The 24,783-nt window shown below is 30.2% G+C and carries 26 protein-coding genes; 10 read left to right on the forward strand and 16 right to left on the reverse strand.

Translation table 11 applies throughout. The features are described from left to right. Window positions 1–171 precede the first annotated feature (171 nt). Window positions 172–1,125 carry a flavodoxin family protein gene (locus bsdtw1_RS13190; RefSeq protein ID WP_183278024.1) on the reverse strand — a complete coding sequence of 318 codons (954 nt, stop codon included), beginning with the start codon at window positions 1,123–1,125 and terminating at the stop codon, window positions 172–174. Window positions 1,126–1,558: 433 nt separating this feature from the next. Between bsdtw1_RS13190 and bsdtw1_RS13195 the strand changes: the two genes are divergently transcribed. Together bsdtw1_RS13195 and bsdtw1_RS13200 are read left to right on the forward strand one after the other, a co-directional pair. Beyond that, window positions 1,559–2,812: a PucR family transcriptional regulator gene (locus tag bsdtw1_RS13195; RefSeq protein WP_183278025.1), complete on the forward strand. Its 1,254-nt coding sequence runs from the start codon at window positions 1,559–1,561 to the stop codon at window positions 2,810–2,812. A gap of 265 nt (window positions 2,813–3,077) precedes the next feature. Beyond that, window positions 3,078–3,599, forward strand: coding sequence for a GNAT family N-acetyltransferase (locus bsdtw1_RS13200; protein ID WP_183278026.1), 522 nt, complete (start codon window positions 3,078–3,080; stop codon window positions 3,597–3,599). Window positions 3,600–3,778: 179 nt separating this feature from the next. Here the strand turns inward: bsdtw1_RS13200 and bsdtw1_RS13205 are convergent, their stop codons facing one another. The 3 genes from bsdtw1_RS13205 to bsdtw1_RS13215 all read right to left on the reverse strand — a co-directional run bounded on the left by bsdtw1_RS13205 (window position 3,779) and on the right by bsdtw1_RS13215 (window position 7,105). Then, complete coding sequence (locus bsdtw1_RS13205) at window positions 3,779–4,648, reverse strand: cation diffusion facilitator family transporter (RefSeq protein ID WP_183278027.1); 870 nt, start codon at window positions 4,646–4,648, stop codon at window positions 3,779–3,781. A 29-nt stretch (window positions 4,649–4,677) separates the two neighbouring features. After that, window positions 4,678–5,385 carry a TMEM165/GDT1 family protein gene (locus tag bsdtw1_RS13210; RefSeq protein WP_183278028.1) on the reverse strand — a complete coding sequence of 236 codons (708 nt, stop codon included), beginning with the start codon at window positions 5,383–5,385 and terminating at the stop codon, window positions 4,678–4,680. A gap of 721 nt (window positions 5,386–6,106) precedes the next feature. Further along, window positions 6,107–7,105, reverse strand: a complete 999-nt coding sequence (locus bsdtw1_RS13215; protein ID WP_183278029.1) for a tetratricopeptide repeat protein — start codon at window positions 7,103–7,105, stop codon at window positions 6,107–6,109. A gap of 306 nt (window positions 7,106–7,411) precedes the next feature. Between bsdtw1_RS13215 and bsdtw1_RS13220 the strand changes: the two genes are divergently transcribed. Continuing rightward, window positions 7,412–8,005 carry a carboxypeptidase-like regulatory domain-containing protein gene (locus bsdtw1_RS13220; protein ID WP_183278030.1) on the forward strand — a complete coding sequence of 198 codons (594 nt, stop codon included), beginning with the start codon at window positions 7,412–7,414 and terminating at the stop codon, window positions 8,003–8,005. 384 nt (window positions 8,006–8,389) lie between these two features. On the opposite strand, the gene bsdtw1_RS13225 is transcribed toward bsdtw1_RS13220, so the two are convergent. Continuing rightward, the gene (locus tag bsdtw1_RS13225) at window positions 8,390–8,611 is read right to left on the reverse strand and encodes a YdbC family protein (RefSeq protein ID WP_183278031.1); all 222 of its coding nucleotides are present in this window, start codon (window positions 8,609–8,611) and stop codon (window positions 8,390–8,392) included. 255 nt (window positions 8,612–8,866) lie between these two features. Here bsdtw1_RS13225 and bsdtw1_RS13230 point away from each other — a divergent pair, with 255 nt between their 5' ends. Further along, the gene (locus tag bsdtw1_RS13230; RefSeq protein WP_183278032.1) at window positions 8,867–9,583 is read left to right on the forward strand and encodes a GNAT family N-acetyltransferase; all 717 of its coding nucleotides are present in this window, start codon (window positions 8,867–8,869) and stop codon (window positions 9,581–9,583) included. Window positions 9,584–9,697: 114 nt separating this feature from the next. Further along, window positions 9,698–10,075: a hypothetical protein gene (locus bsdtw1_RS13235; protein ID WP_183278033.1), complete on the forward strand. Its 378-nt coding sequence runs from the start codon at window positions 9,698–9,700 to the stop codon at window positions 10,073–10,075. A gap of 211 nt (window positions 10,076–10,286) precedes the next feature. Here bsdtw1_RS13235 and bsdtw1_RS13240 read toward each other — a convergent pair whose 3' ends face one another. The 3 genes from bsdtw1_RS13240 to bsdtw1_RS13250 all read right to left on the reverse strand — a co-directional run bounded on the left by bsdtw1_RS13240 (window position 10,287) and on the right by bsdtw1_RS13250 (window position 14,364). Next, window positions 10,287–12,377 carry a glycosyltransferase family 39 protein gene (locus bsdtw1_RS13240; protein WP_183278034.1) on the reverse strand — a complete coding sequence of 697 codons (2,091 nt, stop codon included), beginning with the start codon at window positions 12,375–12,377 and terminating at the stop codon, window positions 10,287–10,289. Window positions 12,378–12,712: 335 nt separating this feature from the next. Then, the gene (locus tag bsdtw1_RS13245; protein WP_183278035.1) at window positions 12,713–13,663 is read right to left on the reverse strand and encodes a metallophosphoesterase family protein; all 951 of its coding nucleotides are present in this window, start codon (window positions 13,661–13,663) and stop codon (window positions 12,713–12,715) included. Window positions 13,664–13,941: 278 nt separating this feature from the next. Further along, a complete protein-coding gene (locus tag bsdtw1_RS13250; protein WP_183278036.1) occupies window positions 13,942–14,364 on the reverse strand; it encodes a hypothetical protein in 423 nt (140 codons plus the stop codon). Window positions 14,365–14,597: 233 nt separating this feature from the next. On the opposite strand from bsdtw1_RS13250, the gene bsdtw1_RS13255 reads away from it, so the two are divergent. Further along, window positions 14,598–15,167: a hypothetical protein gene (locus bsdtw1_RS13255; RefSeq protein ID WP_183278037.1), complete on the forward strand. Its 570-nt coding sequence runs from the start codon at window positions 14,598–14,600 to the stop codon at window positions 15,165–15,167. Window positions 15,168–15,180: 13 nt separating this feature from the next. On the opposite strand, the gene mnmH is transcribed toward bsdtw1_RS13255, so the two are convergent. After that, the gene (gene mnmH, locus bsdtw1_RS13260) at window positions 15,181–16,287 is read right to left on the reverse strand and encodes a tRNA 2-selenouridine(34) synthase MnmH (RefSeq protein ID WP_183278038.1); all 1,107 of its coding nucleotides are present in this window, start codon (window positions 16,285–16,287) and stop codon (window positions 15,181–15,183) included. Between the two features lie 415 nt (window positions 16,288–16,702). Here mnmH and selD point away from each other — a divergent pair, with 415 nt between their 5' ends. Further along, entirely contained in the window at window positions 16,703–17,740 is a 1,038-nt protein-coding gene (gene selD, locus bsdtw1_RS13265; RefSeq protein ID WP_183278039.1) for a selenide, water dikinase SelD, read from the forward strand. Window positions 17,741–17,861: 121 nt separating this feature from the next. On the opposite strand, the gene bsdtw1_RS13270 is transcribed toward selD, so the two are convergent. The 6 genes from bsdtw1_RS13270 to bsdtw1_RS13295 form a co-directional block, all read right to left on the reverse strand. Next, window positions 17,862–18,074 carry a PF20097 family protein gene (locus bsdtw1_RS13270; protein WP_183278040.1) on the reverse strand — a complete coding sequence of 71 codons (213 nt, stop codon included), beginning with the start codon at window positions 18,072–18,074 and terminating at the stop codon, window positions 17,862–17,864. Window positions 18,075–18,160: 86 nt separating this feature from the next. Then, window positions 18,161–18,757 (reverse strand): sulfurtransferase-like selenium metabolism protein YedF, encoded by a 597-nt coding sequence (gene yedF / locus bsdtw1_RS13275; protein ID WP_183278041.1) that lies wholly within the window; start codon window positions 18,755–18,757, stop codon window positions 18,161–18,163. A 92-nt stretch (window positions 18,758–18,849) separates the two neighbouring features. After that, entirely contained in the window at window positions 18,850–19,317 is a 468-nt protein-coding gene (locus bsdtw1_RS13280) for a DUF3189 family protein (RefSeq protein WP_183278042.1), read from the reverse strand. Between the two features lie 210 nt (window positions 19,318–19,527). After that, the gene (locus bsdtw1_RS13285) at window positions 19,528–19,890 is read right to left on the reverse strand and encodes a C-GCAxxG-C-C family (seleno)protein (protein ID WP_183278043.1); all 363 of its coding nucleotides are present in this window, start codon (window positions 19,888–19,890) and stop codon (window positions 19,528–19,530) included. Window positions 19,891–20,022: 132 nt separating this feature from the next. Further along, window positions 20,023–20,343 (reverse strand): rhodanese-like domain-containing protein, encoded by a 321-nt coding sequence (locus bsdtw1_RS13290; RefSeq protein WP_183278044.1) that lies wholly within the window; start codon window positions 20,341–20,343, stop codon window positions 20,023–20,025. Window positions 20,344–20,587: 244 nt separating this feature from the next. Beyond that, on the reverse strand, window positions 20,588–20,833 hold the full coding sequence (locus bsdtw1_RS13295) for an SHOCT domain-containing protein (RefSeq protein ID WP_183278045.1): 246 nt from the start codon (window positions 20,831–20,833) through the stop codon (window positions 20,588–20,590). Window positions 20,834–21,274: 441 nt separating this feature from the next. Here bsdtw1_RS13295 and bsdtw1_RS13300 point away from each other — a divergent pair, with 441 nt between their 5' ends. The 3 genes from bsdtw1_RS13300 (at window position 21,275) to bsdtw1_RS23745 (ending at window position 24,181) form a co-directional block, all read left to right on the forward strand. Next, window positions 21,275–21,988: a response regulator transcription factor gene (locus tag bsdtw1_RS13300; protein ID WP_183278046.1), complete on the forward strand. Its 714-nt coding sequence runs from the start codon at window positions 21,275–21,277 to the stop codon at window positions 21,986–21,988. Beyond that, complete coding sequence (locus bsdtw1_RS13305) at window positions 21,988–23,379, forward strand: HAMP domain-containing sensor histidine kinase (RefSeq protein WP_183278047.1); 1,392 nt, start codon at window positions 21,988–21,990, stop codon at window positions 23,377–23,379. Before bsdtw1_RS13300 ends, bsdtw1_RS13305 begins: the two co-directional genes overlap by 1 nt. Window positions 23,380–23,686: 307 nt before the next feature. Beyond that, on the forward strand, window positions 23,687–24,181 hold the full coding sequence (locus bsdtw1_RS23745; protein WP_371874753.1) for a CBO0543 family protein: 495 nt from the start codon (window positions 23,687–23,689) through the stop codon (window positions 24,179–24,181). 181 nt (window positions 24,182–24,362) lie between these two features. On the opposite strand, the gene bsdtw1_RS13310 is transcribed toward bsdtw1_RS23745, so the two are convergent. Then, complete coding sequence (locus bsdtw1_RS13310) at window positions 24,363–24,752, reverse strand: hypothetical protein (RefSeq protein ID WP_183278048.1); 390 nt, start codon at window positions 24,750–24,752, stop codon at window positions 24,363–24,365. Between the last annotated feature and the right edge of the window lie 31 nt (window positions 24,753–24,783).

Here is a 24,783-nt window from a genome sequence, read left to right on the forward strand (position 1 = left end):
TAAGACGACATAACTCCTCTAGGTTCTAAGAGGCGAATTTGAAAATATAAATTTAATTATGAAGTGGTTCATCTATATATATGATTAATTTCTCCCTCAATTCTTAAAATATAAATTAAGGGAAGTCAAAAGCTCCCCTTATAATAATATAAAAATGCAACAAAGCTGATTTTATTTGTTAATCTCTATAGTTGGAAATTTCAATTCTTTATACTTAACAAACTTTTCTTTTACAGTTGCTAAGTTTTCTTCTGTATAGAATCCCCCTTGTGTGTGCATTATTTCCTTTAAATGATGTTCCCTTCCTTCTACAGATGTACGATCACGACTTAATCCATCTTCTTGAATAACAAATTCCCATTTTCCTTCTTCTGTTTTTTCTAAATTTCCTCCAGCTCCACAAACCTGACATTCAACAGGAAAATGTAGTCCATCCCATTGTAGCTCTCCTAAAACTAATGCATTTGAATGGCAATGCGGACACCATCCCATACCTTCTTCACCAAGCCATCCTCTTTCTTCTACTGGTGTATTTAATGATTTCATGATATTTTGTCCCATCTCATGAGCTCTTTCAAGCATATCATCATGTAGTAAACATTGCTTTGGTGCTGGCACCCTTGTAGCTAAATACATATCCACTACCTTAAAATCATTTGTAAAACATGTTGCTTGCATACTTTCTAGTGCCATTGACTGCCACGAACGTGTAGATCCCCCAACTGCAATAAGTCCAGCAACTCTGTCTCTATGTTCAATAGCTCCAATTGATTCTAAAAATGCTGATTCATAGGCTAAATTCCTATGCATAAACTTTGAGAATGTAGCTGTTGGCATTAAATCATATGTCGGTGCTGAAACAATAATTGCATCTACATTTAGCATAATCTTCATGATTTCTTCTTTATCATCCTTTTTGCTTAATGTACATCCAACATTTTTACCACTACTCATGCCATGTGTACAAGCTGTACAGCCTGAGCACTCAATAATATTATAATTTCTTAAATTAATCATTTTAACATCTGCACCTTGCTCTTGACATGCAAGTAGCGCTTCCTTTAATAGGATTTCTGAGTTTGAATCCTTTCTTCCTGCTGTAATGCCTAACACTGTAAAAGCCATAGTATACTCTCCTCTTAAATTAACCTTATATTGATTTAGAACTGATTTTTAATCATCAGTTTTTCACTATATTAATGTAACTAAAGAGTTCCTGTATCGAAACTTAATTTATACTTGTTCGAAAATCTCGGCTTCTGGGGATTTTCGGGCATGTATAAATTAATAGTTGAGTTAGGAAATCTTCATTAAAAAATTCATATTTTCAAAGCCTCCTCTCAAAAAACAGAGGGGCTTTAAAAATATGTTTAAAGTGTAGGTAAAAGAATGATAATTAAGACAAAACAAATAATTTTGTCTTACACATTTAAATGATTTGTTATAATATTAACATGTTGAAAGTTGTGATTCATCGAAAATAAGTCTTAAATTAAGGCTAATAACTCGATAGTATTTAGACACTTTTTTAATCACCCTATAAAACAAGGAGATATTTATGAAAAAAGAAGTGGATTCATATAAGAAAAAATATGAACTTTACCATAGCCTATTTGCTGAAAGCAGCGTAGATGCAATACTTAGCAAGGCTGAAAACTTTTTAGGTAATCCTATTTTCATATTAGATACTAGTTATCGCATTATTACACGGTCAAATCTCGCAAAAGATGAAAACTCAAGTATCGAATCTAGAAATGGGGAAAATTATCTTTTATCAGGTACTATTGACTTAATGAAAAAGAACAAATGCATAGATACAATCTATAAAACAAACAATTCTTTTTTTCATAGAGCTGATGAAAACTTAATATTTTGCTCCATTAGAGTTAATGACATATCAATTGCATATATAAGCATTTTGCAAAGCAATCGAAATTTTCAAGAAGAAGATTTAGAGCTTACAAATATTTTATCCAATGTACTTTCTATCCAAATTCAGAAAGAACATCTTTTCATAAGTGATTCAGGCTTGGATGAAGAATATTACCTAATGGATTTATTAACAAATAAAATAGATAATCTCGATCATGTGGAAGAACGTCTACTACATAGTAACTTTAATTTAAACAAAAACCTACTTATAATTACAGTCCCCTTTAAACAAAAGTATGAAGACTATAGACATAACTTCGGATTAAGACAGCTAATTAATGGTTTCAAAAACATACTTGGAAATTGTATTTCTACATACTATAAAGATAAAATTATCTTCCTAATAAGTAGTGATTTAGAACAAGTGATTTGTAATAATACAAGAGAAACTCTTTTAGAATTTTTAAAGTTAAATGGTTTAAACTGCGGCATAAGCATTGTTTTTGATGACTTATTGTTTATAAAAGACTTTTACAGCCAGTCTACATACGCCTTAGAGCTATCATCAGCTATGAAAGTAGACAAGCGTATTAATTATTTTGAAGAATATGTTGAATATTACTTGTTCTTTATTGCTTCAAAACAATCTAATGATTTACAAAACATAAATTTGCAAACTTTAATTCATCCTTGGATTAAGAAACTTACTAAATTTGATGTTCAAAATAACACTGAGTTACTTAATACTCTAAAAGTTTATTTAGAAAGTAATAGAAATGCTAATGAGGCTTCAAACAGATTAAACATCCATAGAAGCACCTTCTTCTATCGCTTCAATAAGATACAGAACATACTTGATATTTCATTAGATTCCAATAACAACTTATTTAAATTAGAACTATCTTTTAAAATTGCAAATTATATTAGATTTATGAATTAAAAATATATAATACGTTCCAAATTGATAATTAAGGAAAATCATAAGAATATTTACACTTTATCGTTGATTTAGTATACTTCATACAAAGACATAATTAATTTGAGATTATAGACTTTTATTAATTAATAATGTTAGGAGTTGGTTTTATGAAAAATTTTACAAATGTTAATTCTATCAGGTGGCTTACTACCTAAATTAAATTTATAGGTATTACTCCACCTTTAGTTCTATCAAGTTATTTTAATATTGAAAGGTGGAAAATAAAGTGAATATAAAAAACATAGAAACAACAAGATTAATATTAATCCCAATAACATTGGAAGTAACTAAATCTTTAATCAGTGGAGGCAGTAAAGAAGTTGAAAAACTTGGAATTAAAATAGATGAAAACTGGCCTACTGATGATACTAAGGACATATTGCCTATTATATATGAAACATTAGAAAAGGCTAAAATACCAAGTGGTTTTGAGGCTTGGATGATTGTAAAAAAAGACAATATGCAGGTGATTGGAGACATAGGTTTTCATGGAAAGCCTGATGAAAAAGGTGAAGTTGAAGTTGGCTATGGATTAGTAGAAAATGAAAGAGGAAATGGTATTGGTTTTGAATCATTAAAGGCTATTATAGATTGGGCAATTTCTCAAAAGAGTGTCAAAGTTATTAAAGCAGAGTGTTTGATTGATAACAAGGCTTCTTCCCGGATATTAGAAAAGGTTGGAATGAAAGAAATTAATCGGGACCAGAATTTAATTTACTGGGAACTTATTAAACCAGTTTGCAAGTAATATTGAGAATTATAGGTGTTCAATCCCACCTATAATTTTTTATGGTATATTTCAATACCATATTCAAACATACCCTATTATATAAATAAAACAAAAAACTTTTATATTAGTAAAAAGTCCCTTATAAAATGCAACTTACTCTGTATCTTATAAGGGATTTCATTATACTATCTATTAAATTAATCATTTGGCTCTACATGAATCATTGCCTCACTAATATTAAAATCATTTTTTAAATTTCTTTCTATTTCTTCAGTAATTACATGAGCCTGAACTACATTTAAATCCGCATTAACACCTACAGTAGCATCTATAAGAATATTATTACCAACTGCACGAGCTCGTATCACTTTTACTTTTTCAACTCCAGACACTAATTTTATGTTCTCAGTAATATTATCCAGCTCTTCTTTACTAAAGCCATCAGTAAGATTATGAGAAGATTCTCTAAATATATCCCACCCAGTTTTAATGATTAATATGCCAACTACAACTGCAGCAAGTGGGTCAATCCATGGCAATCCAAACTGGGAGGCTATGATACCAATTGCTGTTCCAATACTAACCCAGGCATCAGAAAGATTGTCCTTAGCTGCAGCCATAAGACCGGCACTGTTTATCTTCACTGCAATTTTCTTATTATATCTATACACAACATATATGATCCCAGCACATAAAACAGCAACTGCAGCTGATATCAAATCTGGTGCCTTAGCTTTAAAATGAATAATCGACTGAACTGCATTATAAAGTACATTTAGTCCCACTGCTATCATAATCAAGGAAGCAACAAGCGAGGCTATGGTTTCTGCCCTGAAATGTCCATAAGGGTGATCTTCATCTGCTGGTATTCTTGATATTTTAAGTCCTATTAGCACAGCAACAGAAGCTATTATATCAGTTGTATTATTAATTCCATCTGCAGATAGTGCTTCTGACCCTGATATATAACCAATTCCTACTTTAATTAAAGATAGTGCAATATATGCAAGAATACTTACTCTAGCTCCTCGCTCGGCTAGTTTTAGATTGTTAAATCTTTCATCCATTAACTTCACTCCTTGACTAATAATAAATTTTATTCATTTACAACTTCAGACTCTTCAATCTTTATAACTTTTCTCTCACACACCTGTCCAAAATATGCAAATTTTACTCCAAATAAATATATAAGTACTCCTAGTATTCCTAAAAATAAAGAAATATATAAAGGTGTTAATAATGAATTTGATACAGAATTATACAAAGTTAATGTTCCAAAAAACATAAATACAATTCCTGCCACCCATTTTATATATACTTCTGGTATATGTCTGCACATCCATGCACCACCTAAAATACCTATTCCATCAGCTATAAGCATTCCTACTGTTGTTCCCATTAAGATGAATAAAGGCTGGGTATTTTCAGCAGCGATAGTTATAGTCATAAGCTGAGTTTTATCTCCCATCTCAGCTAAAAAGAATGCTATTGCAACTGTAACTATTGGCCCAAATTTTACTTTCTTATTTTCTTCATCCTCTAATTTATCCCCACGTATAGTCCAAAGACCAAAAACTAAAAAAGAAACTGCAGCTACTATTTTAACCACATTCATTGGTATCATAGTACTCAAATAACTTCCAACCGCAACTGCTAAAGCATGATTAAGAATAGTAGCTACTAAAACTCCCAAAAGTACTTGTTTCGCTTTATACTTGCTTGCCATAGCCATTGCTAAAAGCTGAGTCTTATCTCCCATTTCAGCAACTACTACTAGAAGTAAAGCTTTAATAAATGATGCCATATTTTATCTCCCCTTAATTATTATGATAGATTTTTTTAAGATGACTAAATTTCCTATCCTTTCTTTACATAATTAATTAAATTTAAAAAAATTGCTGAAGCGACCTTCTTCAGCAGATTTTTTTGCGCATCTGCATTTCCGAATGTATATGAAGAAAATCTTGCAGGCGAATAAGATTCGTTTTTTCTGTATAGCCATAAAATACTTCTAAAACCATTGAAATATCTAGGTTTATCTAGCTTAAAAATTTTATACTTTGCTATACAGAAATAAAGACCTTCAACACAACAAACATTCATCCTGTAGAAATCTTTTTTGATGTAAGAATATTTAACATCAAAAAAGACCTCTAACACAATGAATTCATTGTGTTAAAAGTCTCACTTAACTAAAATTAGTTACGATACAACCAGACCAATGGCCAGTATGTTGACTGTATCACCTTTTTCAAGGCAGTTACTCCCTTTTAACTATACTTCTTTATTTGATAAAAAAATTATATTATATTTTATTCTCTTTTGTCAATTGATATTCCAAATTTAGAAAAATAATGAAGTTATGTTCAAATTCATCATATCCTCAATAGTATCAATAACCCTTCATTTAATTGTATTTATCAAGTGATAATACATCAATGTTCTTGCAAATTAGCTAGCTATATGTTTGTTAAATATACTCTCACTATAGTTATTGTTAAAACTGCTGCTTAAACTACTATCTCTTAAAAGAACAATTTTCTATAAAACTTTAAGAATCTATCACTATTTCTAATTTTGTCAAACAAAGCATCCTGAAAATAATCTATAAAGTTTATTCCTATATTTTCAGCCAATTCTAAATTATTATAGAAAGATTCATATTCATATTTTATCAGATCAATTGTTGCTAGTATAATATAAAAATCACCGTTTTTTGAATCAAGTTCAATTGCTTTCTTAATATTTTTTTCAGCTGCTTTAATGTCTCCTAGCTTTATTTGTATATAAGCATAATTTTTATATGCAGCCGCAAAACTTTCATTTAGTTCTAAAGCTTTTAATACATCAACCAACGCCTTTTCATAATCTTTAAGTAGAATATAAGAAAAAGCTCTATCGTTAAAGCATTCACTAGAATCAAGCCTCAAAGAAATTGCTTTTGAAAAATACTCTACAGCTTCACCATACCCTCTGACTTTTAAGTATATAAATCCCATGTTCTTAAAATACAAATATTCTTTATCATTCATACTAATGGCTTTTTTGTAATCATCCAAAGCTTTCATGAAATTTTTAGTTGCAAGGTATGCCTCACCCCTACCACTATATGCTGAGGGTAAATAATCTACAGAAATATTCATATTTATGCTTTCAGAAAAATCTTTAATTGCTTTATCAAAATCTTTATTTTGTAGATATGAATATGCCCTTAGATAATACGCTAAAGGATTAAATTCATCTATTTCTATTATCTTAGTTGTATTCAAAATAACATTATTAAAATCATTTAATTTAAGATGTATACTACTTTTTAAGTAATAAGTACCAATATCAGTAGGTTCTATTTCAATTGCTTTATCAAATTCAGCCAGAGCCTTATCATATTCTCCACTACTCAAAAATTCATTTCCTTGCTTAATAAATGCATTATACTGCTCTTCTTTCGAATAGGAACTATTTTTAAAGATTACTGCTCCTATTACAAAAACACCTATTAGTACTAATATAATTAAGATATACATCCTTTACTCCAATCTTCTTGTTTTATATCATCTCAAACAAGGGTAATCTTATGTTTATTTATAAGTAAAACTTTCATAATCATAATGATATAAATTTTTTAAGCTATTTTATATGTTTATAATAACATACAAAACTGTACAAGTTCACTATAAAATTTGTGCTTTCAGTTTGATGTTTTAAATCTTAAACGTATTTATAAAGTAAATTTCATGCATTTGACTTCAATATGTTATAATCTTACATGTAATATTATGTAATAATTATATTTTATGCTAAAATAAGAAATTTAAAAAGTGGAGGTCAAAATGAGTCTAATTAGCGGAACTATTACTGATAAAAAAGGTACTCCAATGGAAGGAGTTTATGTTTCCTTAAAGGATTCTGAATTTGAAGATATGTTTTCTACTTTTACAAATGAAAATGGAGAATACTTTCTTGAAGCTGCTGATGGTTATTATCCTTATATGTACGCAGTTAGGGAGTATGCTGAGAATTATCTAGAATTTTGGTGCCAAAACATTAACCTATCTGAAAACACTGTTATCAATGCCAGTATTGATAAATTAGAAATCTATGGTTTGCACTGCTTTGAAATAAAAGGTGGATACCCAGCATTAACAATATATTTTAGACCAATGAGCCTTGTGAAACAGAAGGCAGGACAATCCAATATATGCCCTGACATTACAAGTGATTCTATTAAAATTTCTATCAACGGTAATCAATCTAAAATACTTCATTTAAATAAAGTTGAAGAATACGTTGGAAATTCTTGTATTTATGCATATCTACTTCAAGCTACTTTACCAGATAAGCTTCTACCTACGGATAAAAATCTTCTAGACGTACAGATATTAGACTTAGACTGTTTCTTTGGTCAAGCATCACTTTTCTTTTAGATTTCCCATGAAGATGCCATATCATCATATTTCACCTTGAGTAAGCATAAAAAACTCTTATAAACCATAACTAAAATAAGCAAGTAAAATGAAAGGAGAGAATATGAAAACAAAATTTATGTTAATAATAACAATTCTTCTATTCGTGATCGCAATTCCTTTTTTGTTTAATGATAATACTCATTTGATCGGAACTGTTTTATTGATCATTTCAATGATGTTAAATCTTATTAGATGGTTTGTTAATTTATGGAACGAGCGAAGATTAAAATAAGTCATCTTATTATTATATTAAAAATTATAGGTTGACAATCCAACCTATAATTTTTATTAGGCTATATCCCAACACTATATTAAAACATAGCCTTAAATTTAATCTCTATTTTATAAATCCAAGTTATTTAAAATATCTCTTAGTCCCTTCATTTCCTCTTTAGAGAAGGTAACCCCTTTACCCATCTTCTTATGTTCCCCGTCCCACTCTCTAATGTCATATTTAGCTTCTTTATCGTTCCAGCTAATAAGATTTACTTCTTTCTTCCACCCCTTAGATGATTCTGAAAGAGTTCCTAAACTTTCTTTTATCTCAAATTTAATATCTGCCATAGTGCTTTCCTCCTATACCTTCTCTTAATATTTTTTCTAGTAAATCCTTAATACCTTTTGCTATATTTAACTTTAATATTAAGATTATTGCCCCGATACGTCAACTTCTTTCATATTTGTTCTTATGCTGTACAATAGTGAATACCAAGGATATTAATGGTATAATATACAAATATACTCATATTAATAACCAGAAAACATTGTTTATCTTTGATGAAGAAATGCTTTACCCTAAAAAACAAGGTGGTGTCATAAATGAACAAATCAAGCAAAGTAAAATTTGCACAAGATCAATTGGGGATCTTATGGAATTGCTCTCCACATTTATTTAATGAAAATAAAAATGTATTCATTAAGTCTAATGATACATTTTTCAATATAATTACCTTTGGAAAAAATGCTGTTATAAAAGCAGATCCACTTATTTATGAATGGTGCATTAAAAACTTTTCAAAAACACCTGCACGCTATATTATCGACAGAGAAAATTTATTTGCCATCGAAGCTAAATTACGAGAGTTTGGAAAAATGCTTGGCGGCGAACAAGTTAGATACTTATATTTAGATAATAATAAGCCTATCCCTAAACCTTGTGATTATGAATACAGGCTATTTGATAAAGATAATATAAAAGACTTGTATGATAACAAAGATTTTAGTAACGCATTAAACTTTAGGAATGATGTTATAGCCTTTGGCGCATATAAAGAAAATCAGCTTGTTGCTTTAGCTGGTGCTGATGATACTATGGGTAAGCTATGGCAGATTGGTATAGATACTCTTCCAAAACATCGTAATAAAGGCCTTGCTGCATACCTTGTAAAAACACTAGCTGATGAAATCGAAAAGTGTGGTATGATGCCCTTTTATACTACTTGGAGCCCTAATATTGCTTCAACAACTGTTGCACTTAATACAGGCTTTTTTCCTATTTGGGTTAGTTATGTCGCGCAAGATATTTCAGAGACTTAGAAAACGAATGAACTGAAAAATAGTGCTAAAGCTGAAAGAATGATGGATTAGTATTCCTCTCATTTTAATAAACATCTATAACTAAAAATAATTATTTAGAGAGGTGAAGATTAATTGGAAAACAAAAAATTATTATTAATTTCAATTATAATGCTTTCCTTAAGCATAGTATTTGGTTCAATTTTTATAGGTTATTCAATATCAAAATCTGAAAAAACACAAATTTCAACCAGTCCTTCAATTGAAAGTAATGTTTTAAATTTATCACAGGTAGCTAAATACCTTGATATGTCTGAAGGAGAAGTTCAAGGTATTATCAATACGGAAAAAGCTGCATTAGATCAATCAAAAGTCTTTACTGGAATGATGTTTCCTTATTTCACGGTAAATGATAAACAGTATTTCTATAAAAACGAAATCGATGAATGGTTGAAAGAGGTTTCAAAAACTCACAGACAATATGATACCAAAAAAGGATGGGTTCTTCAGTAAAGCAGCTAAATAAAGGAATTATGATATTATATTATTAAGACCAGCTATTGTATATAAACAAAAAACATACTCCTTCCTGCATTATGTAAGATTGATATATCTTACTTGCAAGAAGGAGTATTTTAATATTTCAACATTAATATAAAAGCTATTTTTAAAACTTCTCTATGGTTTAAGATAAAATCAGAAAAAATGAATTTTTAAATATTATCTATTTTACTGTACCAGCCAAATCATATAACTGCTCTGAACTGCCATTTGTGCTTGATGAAGAATCTGTTGAACCGTAAGAAATAAGCTTTCCATTTTTAGTTACCCAGTTCATTATTTCACTATTTGAGTTACCTCTTCCGTTGCCATCATTAGCTAAGACATATCTTACCTCTCCACTCTTTACAAGTGATTTAAATTGATCTAAACTCATAACAACTTCATTACCTTGGAAACCGCTTAAAGAGCTAACATATAAATCAGTATTTATAGTAAGATTCTCAGCAGTATTTGAAGAAGATACGACTATTTGACTCTTTCCATTAACCTTGTGATTATTAAGGAAGTTAACTAAATCAGTCGTATTGATGCTATTACCTCCGAACCCAAAGCCGCCTCTCATGCCCATATCCATATTTCCATTGCCGTTTTGATTTTGGCTTCCTGAAAGTGTTGCTGGAAGAAGTTCCATACCAGCAGATGGGTTTGTTGAGTTAACTGCATAGAACATCGCAGCACCTGATCCAGCCAGTGGTGATACTAAAATTCCTATCACTCCTAGGGCAGCTAGAACCTTTGTAACTTTTTGTGATCCTTTTTTGAAAATGTTCATTGCTGCCAAAATTAATGCAGGTATGAAGCATAATGCAATTAGTAAAATCACTAAATATTTAACTATCTCAGAAGAATCAGTGAAGTATGAAAGCATTAGCATCTGTACTGCTCCATTTGCTAGTAAAGCTACTGGTAAAAGCCATGCTTTCCATCCTCCCTCTTTGTACATATCCCACATGTATACGAGTCCTATTCCTGTTAATGCTGCAATCGGAGCTGCCATCATTGTAAGATAATGAGGATGGAACAGTCCTGTGTTAAAGCTGAAGTATACAAATTCAGGGAAGAACCACATAAACCACATAACAATGGATTGCTTTCTTTCGTTATCAAGTTTAAACTTCAATTTTTCCTTTAAGGCTGCTGCTAAGAATCCAAAGAAAGCTAAAGGTATAAACCAAACTATTTGATCTGAAAGTATGTTTTTGGAGAATAAACGGGTAATTCCTGCTGGAGTCTGTGCTCCAAAGGTTCCTGTTAGGCCGCTTGATCCACCCATTCTTCCTCCGAAGCCACCGCCCATGTTTCCACCTTTAAAATTTCCATCTGCTCCATCTTGCCCTTTATCTCTAAAACCTTGATCTCCATTTGGTACATTACCTGATGGGGCTCCTTGACCTCCTGGTCCTCCTTGACCAAAACCTCCTGGTCCTCCACCTTGCTGACTACTGCTGCTACCAAATAAACTTCCAAGACTTACTCTTTCTGAACCATTATGGCCTATAATAAGTCCCATTTCAGTATTATTACCACTGCTTCCCACATATGGACGGCTAGCTGCTGGTATAGAATCCACTATCAATGCCCACGAGAAGGATACTGCCAAAAGTATTGCAGTTCCTGCCGCAAGATATGTAATTCTCTTTTTTATAGAAATCGTATTTGAAAGTAAATACATTATATAAATAGCAGGTAGTATCATATATGCCTGTAATGCCTTAATGTTAAATCCAATTCCTATAAGAACCATTCCTATTGCTAAGTATTTGAATTTTCCCTTTCTGGCTGCAGTTGTAAGAGCCCAGCATGCTAGTAATAAAACGAATACTAATTGATTATCAATAGTGTTATTTCTGCTTACTGCAACAAAGACAGGTGTAACAGCTAGAAATAAAGCTGAAAGCAATCCAGCAGAACTTCCAAAGGATTTCTTTACTATTATATATATAACAACAGTTGAAAGTACTCCAGCTAAGGCTTGTGGAAGAAGTATACTCCATCCGCTAAAGCCAAATATCTTTGCCGAAATAGCCTGCATCCAAAATCCAAAAGGTGGCTTATCGATAGTTACAAATCCACCTGGGTCCATGGATACAAAAAAGAAATTCTTGAAATTCAACGTCATGCTCTTTACCCCAGCTGCATAATAAGAATTAGAAGTTCCTTCTATTCCTGAATTTACGAAATTTAATAATGCAGATAAAATTACTATAGCTGCAAGAAATATGTGTTCTTTCATTACTTTAATTTTTTTCAATTTGTATAACCTCCTATATAGATTGCTAACTCTACAATTAAGTTTATATTTTTAAAGCTTCTGCTCAGAACCTACTAGAGTTTTAAAAATAATTTTAGATTTAGAGTTATCTATCCATAAATTCTTCTCAATAATCCTTAAGCAACATTGTAACAGTAAAAAACAAGAAAATTATAAAATAATTATGTAGAAATTATGTGATTTGTATCAGAATCTTATATAAGTTAATCAAAATCTTGAAAAAACTGCCACTATGTCATCATTGCAATACAAATAGATTAAAAACTATAAGACCCACTACTATGCATTTATCTATAGTAGTGGGTCACAACACCCTATGATTTATTAATTTCTTTTGTAAATATCCACTTCTTTTCTTTCATATCTCTGCCTTTAACAACAACCTTATTTCCGTTAACTTCGATATATAAGCCTTTAATATAAGGCAAGTTTTTTCTACCACCTTTGCTATTAGCATCAGGTATGACAGTATAATAAACAGCTCCAGTATGAATCATAGTAAAGGGTTGATCCACCACAACACTGCTTTCAACTAAATCTCTATGAGTATGAGAAGTGAACAGTATTGCTTCAGGATATTTCGAAAGTATTTCTTTAATTTGTTTACTTTGATTAACAGAAGCCCAGTTTTTATTTCCACTATCTAAAGGTTGATGTAAGAATACAAATATAGGTTTTCCCTTTTGATAATTTTCACCTATTTTTTCTTTAAACCAATTTAATTGTACATCCGATATATAAGCTGAAACTGAATCTAATGTTTTAGAATTACCATCCTCAGATCCTAGTGATATAAAATGATAGTTTTTTACCCAGGCATCATGATATACCTTTTTTTGTCCTGAAAACTCAAGATATCTATTTATGAAAGTTTGGACTTGTTCTGGAGAATTAACTTTTATGTTATAATCAAAAAACTCGTGATTCCCTATATTCTCAATAATTGTTTTAGGTATTAAATTCTTGTTTTCATTTAATGTTTTTTTCATTGAAGCGTATTGAGCCTCTATTCCTTGCCCAACTGTATCTCCGTTTAATACTAATGCATCCATGTTAGAATTTATTGTATTCAAATCATCAATTGCTCCTTGAAAATGTTCAATATCATCATGGACATCCCCAAGCACTGCAAAGGCAAGATCTGCATTAGAAACTGGTGCTACAGCTGTTTTATCAGTGTGTTTATTTTCATTTACATATTCGGTAACGATTACACCAGCAATAATTAATATAATTGCAACAACAATTATTCGAATCTTCTTCATTTTAATCACCTCTCTAAAATGCATAGTACTTTATTAAACTAAAGTTAACACGTGTGTAGTGTTACTTATTATTTTTCACATTATTGTAATAAATTATAATCGATTTCTTTATTAAGTTAAATATATAATATATAAAAACCAACAAAGTGATTAAAACTTCTAGCTTTAGCTAATACGAAGTTCCTATAATTTTCTATGAGAAAAAGAGCCCAATTACCAAAATTAACTGAACTCATTTTAAAATGCATTAATTTTTTATATTTCTCTTATGCCTTATCCTAATGCGTTTTAAGAGGATCATAATTTAAGATTACATCAAAAACTAAAGAACCATCAGTATTTACTTTACTAACTGCCACTTTTATGTTTGTGAAGTCATTTGAATGAAGTTTATCACAAACGATATACTGCCTCTTTTCATTATTCTTATCGTAGTGATATAAATATAAGGTTTTAGTTTCATTATTATTTTGATAACATTTCTTAAATTCCTCAAATCCAAACTTCGAAGGATTCTTCAATATACTTTTATTGAAAAATGTTCTGTTGCAGATACTAGTTGTATTTGTTTGTCCACTCTTTATTTTCTTAATTCTAGTGTCCATTTTATGATAATCATCCAGTGTAAAAAATATATTTTCTAAATCCTCATTGGTTTTATTTTCAACATATAAAATTGGTCCCATCTGTATTGCTGACATAATACTTCCTCCTAAATAACATTTATATATAATGTTATGAAAAGAAAGTTTGATAAATATATAAATTTAAACTTTTTTTACACGGTTCCCTTTGCTTTTAGTTTATATTTTCCTTATATATTCAAAGTTAGCACTTTTTATTCCGTCTATGATATTGTTGTGATAAAATTTAATAAATTGATTTTTAGTTTAATATAGAACATCTTTAATATAAACTTTAGGAGGAAAATATAATGCCGCCTTATAATTCTCGATATTTATTGATTTTACTAATACCTATTCTTTTTTTAATTACAATGCTGATTTATGCTTTATTTATAGGAAAACTTAGCGATTCACTTATACAAACAAAGAAAAATTATTCCATGAATAAAGAAGTCACTTTTCAAAAACATATTCAATTTTATATCTTATCAAGGATAGTTTTAATTCTAATTCTAATATCTGCATTTATATATAAAATAAAATCAGATTCAGATTCTCAATCCTTATTTATATGTATTATTTTGATTCCATTAATCATTTATCTTTGTACTTATTGTTTCTTAATTTATAAGGATACTCAAAATTTAATTTCTTCTAAAGGAACTGTTACACAAATAGATACGGAGTCTTTTGATCTAAAATCCCCATATAATAGAAGAACTATACCAATATTCCAAAGAGCCGTAACTGTAGAGTTAGAGAATAACAAAGCAACTCTTTTAAAATCAAGCATTGCTTTATTATCAATTGGTGACAATATTGAAGTATGTTATACTGAAAAACTAAGATTTATATACAAGGTAAGAAAATTGACTTAATTTATATACTTAATTAATACTCCAAACCTTCAATAAACTCTATTACTTCTCTGCTATTACCTCTAAATATTATATTTCTATTAGCTTTATCTAAGGAATGCTTATACATTGGGTCGTAATAGTTGGTTAAAAATAATTCTATCCAATTTCTGTGTTTATCTATGTCATTTGTATCCTTTTGTGTTTTAAAGGCAAGTTTAAGCTCTTCAACTATTACCTTCATCCTGTCTCCACCAAGCTTACCTTTAACTCTTTCCATGCTAGCTACCATATCCTCTAACCATGCTTCTAATCCCAAATCCATATCTTTTAGCGCTTCAATATGTTCTCTTTGACCGTTTACCACATATTCTTCCAATATGTTATAAACTCTTTCTTCTACAGTAGCATCTAAAAATATTACATCTCCACTTTGAAAATAACTATAAAAATCCTTTGGTATAAAGCTCTTCCCAATGTTTTTACTTTCATCCTCTAAAATCATATATTTAAAATTCTTATCTCCATGCTTTATTACACTATAAGCTAAGTTGTTTTCAAAATTTATTTGTGTTGGCTGTGGCGTCACAAAATGCCCAAAGGTAGATCCTCTATGATGTGCGATTCCTTCTAAATCAATAGAATTCTTAATCTTATTTAATAATATAGTTTTCCCAGAACCTGTATACCCCGTTAAAACTAAAGGGGTTGCTTTTATGTTTTCAGGCTCTAAGGAGTCTATAAGATAATTACGAAAAGCCTTATATCCACCGTCAAGCTTTATCATATCTTGACCTGTTGCTTCATATATCCAATTCTGAGCTATAGTTGAACGAGAGCCCCCTCTAAAACAATATATCATGGTATTTGGATCTTCCTTAAACTTTTTGACCCATGAGGTTACTCTATTTTCCTTTATGTCTCCAGATACAAGCTTATAACCTAATTTAGTTGCTTCATCATTTCCTTTTTCCTTATAACAAATACCTATGATATGCCTTTCTTCATTAGACAATATAGGTAAATTTATTGAGTTCAACATTGCTCCTTTTTCATATTCAATTGGAGCTCTCACATCTATTAACTTTGTATCATTCAATACTATACTTTTAAAATCATTTGTTACACTTAATTTTTTCATTTCTGTTCCTTCTATTTTATCTTTCTAATGTTTTTCTAAAGATGTGCCACTTTAATTCAAAAACTATTTTCAAAACTCCTCTGGGTTCTGAAAGGAGAACTTGAAAATATATATTTTACTATGAAATGGTACCTCCATAACAATTATAAATTACTGCAGAAAATTATACAAATTTACATATTTTATGACAAAACTTACATCTTCCAGTTCTGTGAATAAAGCCATAAGAAATTTAAACCTTCTCTAATTCAAGTTTTACATACTCACAACTTTAAATTCCACATTTAACCTACTGAAATTACTAATTTTCATTTATAATGATTAATATAAACTTATTTTGATTATAGACAATTCCTTGAAATTTTATAATGATAAAAAACTATTGAATTGATATAAATTACTGGAGGTTAACATAATGGACAATAACATAAAACTAACTTCACTTACTAAAACTTCAGGTTGCGCTGCTAAAATAGGACCTAGCGTTTTAGATTCTGTTCTTAAAAACTTACCTAAATTTGAGGATTCAAACCTACTGGTAGGCTTTGATAAAAAAGATGATGCCCTTGTATATAAAGTATCTGATGATAAAGTAGTAATACAAACTGTTGATTTCTTCCCACCAATGGTAGATGATCCTTATACTTTTGGACAAATAGCAGCTACTAATGCTTTGAGTGATGTATATGCAATGGGAGGAAGCCCAGCTATTGCAATGAATTTATTATGCTTTCCATCTTGCTTAGATCCATCAATAATGCACGATATCTTAGCAGGTGGATATAGTAAGGTTCAAGAAGCAGGTGCAATTATTGCTGGAGGACATACAATAGCAGACCCTACTCCTAAATATGGACTTTGCGTTACTGGATTTGCTCATCCAAGTGAAATACTTACTAATAGCAACGCTAAAACCGGCGATGTACTTGTTTTAACTAAGCCACTTGGCATTGGTATTTTAAATACTGCTGCAAAAGCTGAGCTATTAACTCTTAACGAGATAAAAGAAGTTACTAAAATAATGATTGAATTAAATAAGTATGCTAAGGAAGCCTTCTCAAATTTAAAAGTGAATTCATGCACTGATATTACAGGCTTTAGCTTAATTGGTCATGGCTATGAGATGGCAAGTGGAAGCGACAAAACCATTGAAATATTTAGTGATAAGGTACCAATGCTTCCAAAAGCTTTAGAATATGCATCCATGGGAATTATTCCAGAAGGAATGTACAATAACCAAGATTATTTAAAGAATATATTCAGCACTGCAACTAAGGTTTCTCAAGAAATGCACGATGTACTGCTTGATCCTCAAACTTCTGGAGGTCTACTGTTATCTATGCCAGAGAAAGATGCTAAAGAATACTTGTCTAGAATGGAATGCTACACTCCATGGGCAAGAATTATTGGTCAGGTAACTGATAAGAAAGACTATTCTATTGTTGTAAAATAAGGTTGTATCCAAATTCAGCTTTAGAGGTAAACAGAGTCTTTATTTTAGAGGACTGAATCAGAAAATATTCAACTTAATAATATAAAGAAAAGGTATGCTTAATTTAGCATACCTTTATTTTTTACTCTACTACATCCATAATCATCTTTTTGCAGTCCTTACAATAATAAGCTTCTATCTTATTTAAATCTTCATAGTTTCTCATTACTACACCACTAGCAAAGGCATTAAAAAATACCCCTTTATCCTTCGATTCCTCAATCCATTTTAAAGAACCTTCTCTTGTATATATGAACCCTTTTTTAGACTCTTTATGACAATAAGGACATTCCATTTCATTACCCCATTCCCTATTTTAGGTTATAAATATGAGCAGTGACCACTTATTTTGCTGTACCACTACTCACTAAGACTAACTTATTATAATGTAATCACCTTGCCAGCTGACTTCATAACTTCAAGAATCGCATACATATTGCTTACTTGTCCTACAGTAACCTTTTCTTTAAGTTCATAGAAATCAAGGCATGCTCCACAAATTAAAAGCTCAACTCCTGCTTCTTCTAGTTTCTTTAAGTGCTCAGCCGCCTGATCATTTAATGTTGGAACCTTTACTCCATCATTCATAAATAATACTGCCTTTGGATAATCCTCAGATTCTGATACTGTGTAGAAGAACATCTTCATCAAAGATTGTCCAAGTTCTTCATTTCCAATCCCAATTGTGCTTTTATTTACAAAAACGCACCAGTCTCCAAGAGGTTTTCTATTTTCAACTTTTGCAATTATCTCTTCACATTCTTCACAGCCATTAGAAAACTTTACATTAAAGTCTCCATTAGCCTCTTCAACATTAACCTCAAAGCCTTGGCTATTAGCAAACTTTCTTAGGTTTTCTACAGCTATTTTATTGTCAACTTGAACTGTAAAGAACTTTCCGCCTTGTTCAATTTCCTTCTTTGCCATCATTACAGGCATAGGACAATTCTTTCCTCTTGCATCTATGTTTCTACTCATCTTAATCACCTTTCAAGAAAATTAATTTTACATTAATTATACACTATAATATTAAATAAATTAAACAGCCAAGGGTGTCCTATGTACAAAAATCATTTTATATTCTCTCGCATATACTCTTTAGTTTTTTTCACTATATCAACAATATCATAATAAGCCTTCAAAGTACCATTAGTGACTATTGGACGGCCAAATGACACCAATCCAAGTACTCTGGAGCTAAAACCACCAATTCTCATAATATTATTCACAGAAGGAGAAGTGTTTGCCAAAAAAAGCCCCTCCATATCACCATTAAGCTCTTTATACAAATCTGAAATAGCAGGTATGACTAATTTCCCCCAATGTCTGCGACATAAAGTATAAACCTTCGAATCAAATTCATCTCTGCCAATATATATGAGCTTTCCTAAATCATTCTTTGTTATATTATCAAAAGTATCAATAGATAACAGCTCCTCTTTTAGCGGTAATATATCCATAGGAAGTTTGTTAATATGTATATTTGCTGCCACAGCTGAGGAATGGCATCCCCCGACATCATGATAAATTACGATCATGGATTTCACCTCCATACATAACTCATAGAAATTGCAAAAATAATCATACTTTTCATAACTGATACATCCTTATTATCCCTAAAAATAAGGTTTGTATGTAAAATCCTGCCTATATAAATATATAAAATTTAAAATTCCCTTTTATAGTGAAAAATAAGTTCCCCGATTTATAACACTAATACTATGCCATAAATCAGGGAACCTAAAAACCTATTTATTCACTATTTCATTTAAGCTTTCAAATGTATGCTCAATTATTTCAGCGCAGCTAACACCATTCTTTTTTAATTCCTTACAAGTCTCTGCTCCGTACTTTTCACGTACACCCTTCATTAGTTGGTTTGTAAGGGCTCTTGCTTCATTTTGTTCTGTATTACTTTCTCTACCTCTTAAAGATCCTATAATAACAGCTGCAGCTCCTACAGCTCCACAAACACTTCCTACTGTAAACCCTGTCCCCATACCGCTTCCAAGCCCTACAGGAATATTTGTATTATTTTTCTCATTGTAAGCCTTTATCACTGCTTCTCCACATGTAAATCCTTGTTTATGATATTCTGATGCTTTATTCATATTAAATTCCTCCTATAGATGTACTACTTCATACTTAATATTTTATATAATAATTTTTAATTATAAGCCCTACTGTTCTGTAAACTTTCTCGCACTTTTTATAGATTATCACCTTTATCACACTTCATCAACTTATCTTTTTAAACTGCCAGTATATCCACCTGTACCACCTGATACATTGATAACTTTAAAACCATTTTTATTTAAAACATTGCAAACTCTTGAGCTTCTAGCGCCAGACTGGCAGATAATATGATATTCCTTCGACTTATCAAGAAGTTTATCTGCATCGGCAATAATTTTATTCACTGGTATATTTTTAGCAGAAGGTAGATGCCCATTTTTATATTCATAAGGTTCCCTAACATCAATAAGATTTATCTTTCCTAAAAGTTCCCCTAATTCATTTGCCTTCACGGACTTAATACTGTTTTTAAACAAGAAATCAAACATTTCCATACCTCCAAGAGATTTAATAACTGCATTTATATATTAGCATATTCTTATATGCTTATGTTATTCTTGTTTTTATAAAATGTCAATACTTATGGATAAACTATTTAAAAACTAATGGTATTTAACTTAATTTGTAGCTTTTATTTGGAACTGATCTATTTATATTTAATAAACTAAAACAAAAAAGCCCAGCTGTAAACCATTAGCTGGACTCATATCCTGAATGCATGTTCCCTTTAATTTATTTAAGTAATTGCTTCTTCTTTGACGCATACTCTTCTTCATTTATTTCACCTTTAGCAAATCTCTCATTTAAAATATCCATTGCATTAGATGAATTTTTATTAGCAGTCAAATTTAAATTTTTTGAGGTCACTGCCTTAAATACAAAGTAGATTACTAGTAAAAATATTATAAGCATTGGTATCATCATAAAAAAACTTGGCCCTCCATAACCTCTAAATCCACCAAATCCATTGCAAAACATATAAAATTCCTCCTTTATTATAGATGAACCACTTCATTATTAAACTTATATTTTCGGATTAAAGTGTTTCATCTTTATTAGGTTTTAACAATTGATCTTAAAACTCTAACTTTTCTTTAATTGTAGTACTTAATTATGGAGAGATTATGGAGAATTTAATTCTTTGTTGCAACGATTTTATAAAAGCCATAACAACTTCTATATTAGTAGTATCAAAAAAACGCTCACCATCAATATCTAAGCAGCATTTGATTTCTTCATAATTCCTCCACACTTGATTTGTACAATTAATTTTGTATATAGAGCTATATTTCTATTTTTACTAAATAAAACTGTTATAATATAATTTAAACTATAAGGGGTACTCCTATTTATGAACTATTTTTAAAATAGGTGCAACGTATAATAAATTCAAAGTACTTAAAATTAGAGGTGGCCATTTTGAATAGTGATTTTAAAATACTAGTAGTTGATGATGAACAAAAAATATTGGATGTAGTAAAAGCTTATTTGGAGAAGGAAAACTATGAAGTAACTACTGCTTTAGATGGAGAAGGAGCTTTAAATATATTTACCAAGGATGCCTTTCACCTTGTAATTCTAGATTTAATGTTACCTAAAATTACTGGCGAAGATGTATGCCATAAAATAAGAGCTATTTCTAGTGTCCCTATTATTATGCTTACTGCAAAAGCTGATGAGGATGAGCGAATAGAGGGTATATCTATCGGTGCTGATGACTACATAACTAAACCCTTCAGTGTTCGTGAGCTAGTTGTAAGAGTTAGAGCACTTCTAAGAAGATCATATAAGGATACTATTCCACTAGCTGATGTTTTAACCTTTAATAATGGAGATTTAGAGGTAGATATAAAAAAACTACTGGTTAAAAAGCAAGGAAAAACTGTAAGTTTAACAACCAACGAGTTCAAAGTTTTAATAGTATTAATTACAAATCCAGGCCAAGTATTTTCAAGGGAACAGCTAGTAGATAAAGCTTTCGGCATTGATTATGAGGGTTTTGATAGAACAATAGATACTTATATTAAAAATATCCGTCAAAAAATTGAAGACAATCATAAAGATCCTAAATATATCACAACTATTTATGGCATGGGATATAAATTTATTCCAAACTCAAATGAGGTGAAATAATGAAAATATCCTTAAGGAAAAAATTATCTATCGCTATCCTAATAGCAATTTTAGGCTCAATTGCTTTAACAAGTTTTATATCAAATTATACAGTAAATAAAAAGTTTAAAGAATATCTAATTGATGAACATAAATCTAAAGAGAATGATGTAATAAAACTAATTGAAGACTTATATGCTAAACAAAACAGTTTCACAAATACAGATAAAGATGAAATTCAAAGATATGCAGAGCTGCAAAAACTATATATTGAAGTAAGAGATCTCAATAATACTACCTTATACTCTTCAGGTAATGATTATTTACAACAAAAAAATGGTATGGGAAATATGATGATGGGTTCTATGATGAGGAACTTTTCCGGAATGAACTTAGGTCAATATACAGAAGATAAATATCCTTTATCTATTAATAGCAAAAATGTTGGTACTATTATTATTGGATATTTTGGAACATCGTATCTATCTTCAGGTTCTGTTACCTTTATGAGCACCTTAAATCATTCTTTTTTATTATCCGCTGTTATAGCTTTAATTTTTGGATTATTAATCAGTATAATAATTTCAAAAGGCATTTCAAAGCCCATTATCAACATAACTAAAACAGCAAATACCATGAGAACTGGTAATCTTGAGGTCAGATCCTTAGTTAACACTACCACTAAGGAAATAGATGAGCTTTCTAATTCTATAAATTACCTAGCTGAAACTTTAAATGATCAAGAAATGCTTAGAAAAAGAATGACCTCAGATATTGCACATGAACTAAGAACTCCTTTAACAACTCTCAAAACTCATATCGAGGCATTTATAGACGGTATATGGGAACCAACTACAGAAAGATTCGAATCTTTTTATGAAGAAATAGAAAGGCTAACTAAGCTTGTAGATAATCTTCGTAACTTAGCTAAACTAGAGCAAACAGACCTTAATTTAAATAAAAGTACAGTAAATATATCTAATGAATTAGAAAAAATAATAGACTCTTTTAAGCCTCTTTATATAAAAGAAAATTATGAACTAAAAGGGATAATTACACAAGATATAATTACCATGCTTGATAAAGATAAATTCAAGCAAATAATAACTAACCTACTTTCAAATTCCTATAGATATTTAAAAGAAAACGGCAGAGTTGCTGTAACTTTAAATAAAGAAAACCAAAATATAATTATCAAGGTTATTGATACTGGAATCGGTATTCCTGAAAAAGATTTACCCTATATTTTTGAACGATTTTATAGAAGTGATATATCTCGTAATGCAAACACCGGTGGCTCAGGTATAGGACTTACTATAACCAAAGCTCTTGTAGAAGCTCATGGGGGAAAAATATCTGTCCAAAGTAAAGAAAATGAAGGAACTACATTTACTATCTATCTTCCAGCTTAAGTTTTTTTATAACTACTATCTTATCAGTCAACTTCTGTTTGATAGATGCTACAGTGCTTATTCCATGACCCTTAATAATTGTATGAAGATATTTACTCTAGAATATCACAAGTAAGTATGACTTACAGTAAATTAGACATCAGTAGTCACAAGTAACCACTTCAGTACAGGTTAAAAGATAAATGAATGATTCTAATTAAGACGCTATTATAATATAAGAATAAAAAGCTCCTAATTGAGGAAAATAACATTATATTGCTTCAATATAGGAGATAACAAACTTATGTATACATTAATTAGAGTAATAATGAGCATAATATGGATTTCTCTTGCTTATAAATTTGCAGATTGGAAAAATTGGAAAATATACTATCCGACCTTACTTTTCTATGGCATGGGAGATTTAATTTATAATGTGGCCTTTAAAGATAACCTCTTATGGAAATTTGAAGTAGATTATTTAGTACCATCTATAAATGGATTATTTATTTACTTTGCAATATTTGTACCCATTATTTTGTTGTACTTATCTAAATTCCCAAAACAGTTTATTTATCAAGTTGGATATATACTGCTTTGGATAGGAATTTTTACATCAATAGAATTATTTACGACATCAATAGGTATGCAGAAGAATTATAATAATTGGAATATATGGTGGTCTGTACTTCACAATGTAATTATGTTCCCGATTATAATATTACATCACAAGAAACACTATGTCCTATCTTGGAGTACGGCTTTAATCTTTCTTGTGTTTATAATGAATATTTTTAAAGTGCCCATTTTCTTGAGCAAATGATGTATAATCATTATTCTATATTTAATTGGGGATTTTCTTAAATTACGAGAAAAGTCCGGCAAATAAACTTGCTGGACTTTTTAATATAACATAATATACATGTGCATTATGTTATAAGAATTATTTTTTATAAGTCTTTATAAAATTTCTCTTGATAAAATTTATGATCCGTCTTTATACTTTACCTATTGTTTTTCATCATAGAATTGTGCATATTAACCATATTATTTCTATCTACAGAACGCATCATCTGCCCCATATTCTTAAAGCCATTTTGCTCCATTAAATCAGTCATCTTCTTATATTGCTCATCAGTAAGATTATTCATCAATGTACTCATTGCATTATAATCCTTACTTTCCATAGCCTTTGCAGCATCCTCAAACCCATTACTTCTCATTAAATCTATCATTTTGTTATAATTTTCACTTCTATTTGTAGTATTCTGATACATCATAGAACCCCTAGTCCCAGATTTAGTTGTATTATCATTTCCCTTTGCATAAACAACAGTCATTGCTCCAATAGTTAATATAGCAGTAATCATAATAACCAATACTTTTTTCTTCATTTTAATCTCCTCCTCATTTACTTACTTTTTA

Source organism: Clostridium fungisolvens (genome assembly GCF_014193895.1).
GTDB classification, from domain to species: domain Bacteria; phylum Bacillota; class Clostridia; order Clostridiales; family Clostridiaceae; genus Clostridium_AR; species Clostridium_AR fungisolvens.

Coding starts and splice junctions, on each gene's coding strand:
- bsdtw1_RS13310 (WP_183278048.1), bottom strand. CDS start 24,752: ATGAAGAAAAAAGTATTGGTTATTATGATTACTGCTATATTAACTATT.
- bsdtw1_RS13295 (WP_183278045.1), bottom strand. CDS start 20,833: ATGTTTTGCAATGGATTTGGTGGATTTAGAGGTTATGGAGGGCCAAGT.
- bsdtw1_RS13225 (WP_183278031.1), bottom strand. CDS start 8,611: ATGGCAGATATTAAATTTGAGATAAAAGAAAGTTTAGGAACTCTTTCA.
- selD (WP_183278039.1), top strand. CDS start 16,703: ATGGACAATAACATAAAACTAACTTCACTTACTAAAACTTCAGGTTGC.
- mnmH (WP_183278038.1), bottom strand. CDS start 16,287: ATGAAAAAATTAAGTGTAACAAATGATTTTAAAAGTATAGTATTGAAT.
- bsdtw1_RS23745 (WP_371874753.1), top strand. CDS start 23,687: ATGAGCATAATATGGATTTCTCTTGCTTATAAATTTGCAGATTGGAAA.
- bsdtw1_RS13250 (WP_183278036.1), bottom strand. CDS start 14,364: ATGTCAGCAATACAGATGGGACCAATTTTATATGTTGAAAATAAAACC.
- bsdtw1_RS13290 (WP_183278044.1), bottom strand. CDS start 20,343: ATGTTTGATTTCTTGTTTAAAAACAGTATTAAGTCCGTGAAGGCAAAT.
- bsdtw1_RS13280 (WP_183278042.1), bottom strand. CDS start 19,317: ATGATCGTAATTTATCATGATGTCGGGGGATGCCATTCCTCAGCTGTG.
- bsdtw1_RS13195 (WP_183278025.1), top strand. CDS start 1,559: ATGAAAAAAGAAGTGGATTCATATAAGAAAAAATATGAACTTTACCAT.
- bsdtw1_RS13270 (WP_183278040.1), bottom strand. CDS start 18,074: ATGGAATGTCCTTATTGTCATAAAGAGTCTAAAAAAGGGTTCATATAT.
- bsdtw1_RS13215 (WP_183278029.1), bottom strand. CDS start 7,105: ATGTATATCTTAATTATATTAGTACTAATAGGTGTTTTTGTAATAGGA.
- yedF (WP_183278041.1), bottom strand. CDS start 18,757: ATGAGTAGAAACATAGATGCAAGAGGAAAGAATTGTCCTATGCCTGTA.
- bsdtw1_RS13245 (WP_183278035.1), bottom strand. CDS start 13,663: ATGAAGAAGATTCGAATAATTGTTGTTGCAATTATATTAATTATTGCT.
- bsdtw1_RS13220 (WP_183278030.1), top strand. CDS start 7,412: ATGAGTCTAATTAGCGGAACTATTACTGATAAAAAAGGTACTCCAATG.
- bsdtw1_RS13305 (WP_183278047.1), top strand. CDS start 21,988: ATGAAAATATCCTTAAGGAAAAAATTATCTATCGCTATCCTAATAGCA.
- bsdtw1_RS13190 (WP_183278024.1), bottom strand. CDS start 1,125: ATGGCTTTTACAGTGTTAGGCATTACAGCAGGAAGAAAGGATTCAAAC.
- bsdtw1_RS13205 (WP_183278027.1), bottom strand. CDS start 4,648: ATGGATGAAAGATTTAACAATCTAAAACTAGCCGAGCGAGGAGCTAGA.
- bsdtw1_RS13285 (WP_183278043.1), bottom strand. CDS start 19,890: ATGAATAAAGCATCAGAATATCATAAACAAGGATTTACATGTGGAGAA.
- bsdtw1_RS13210 (WP_183278028.1), bottom strand. CDS start 5,385: ATGGCATCATTTATTAAAGCTTTACTTCTAGTAGTAGTTGCTGAAATG.
- bsdtw1_RS13255 (WP_183278037.1), top strand. CDS start 14,598: ATGCCGCCTTATAATTCTCGATATTTATTGATTTTACTAATACCTATT.
- bsdtw1_RS13230 (WP_183278032.1), top strand. CDS start 8,867: ATGAACAAATCAAGCAAAGTAAAATTTGCACAAGATCAATTGGGGATC.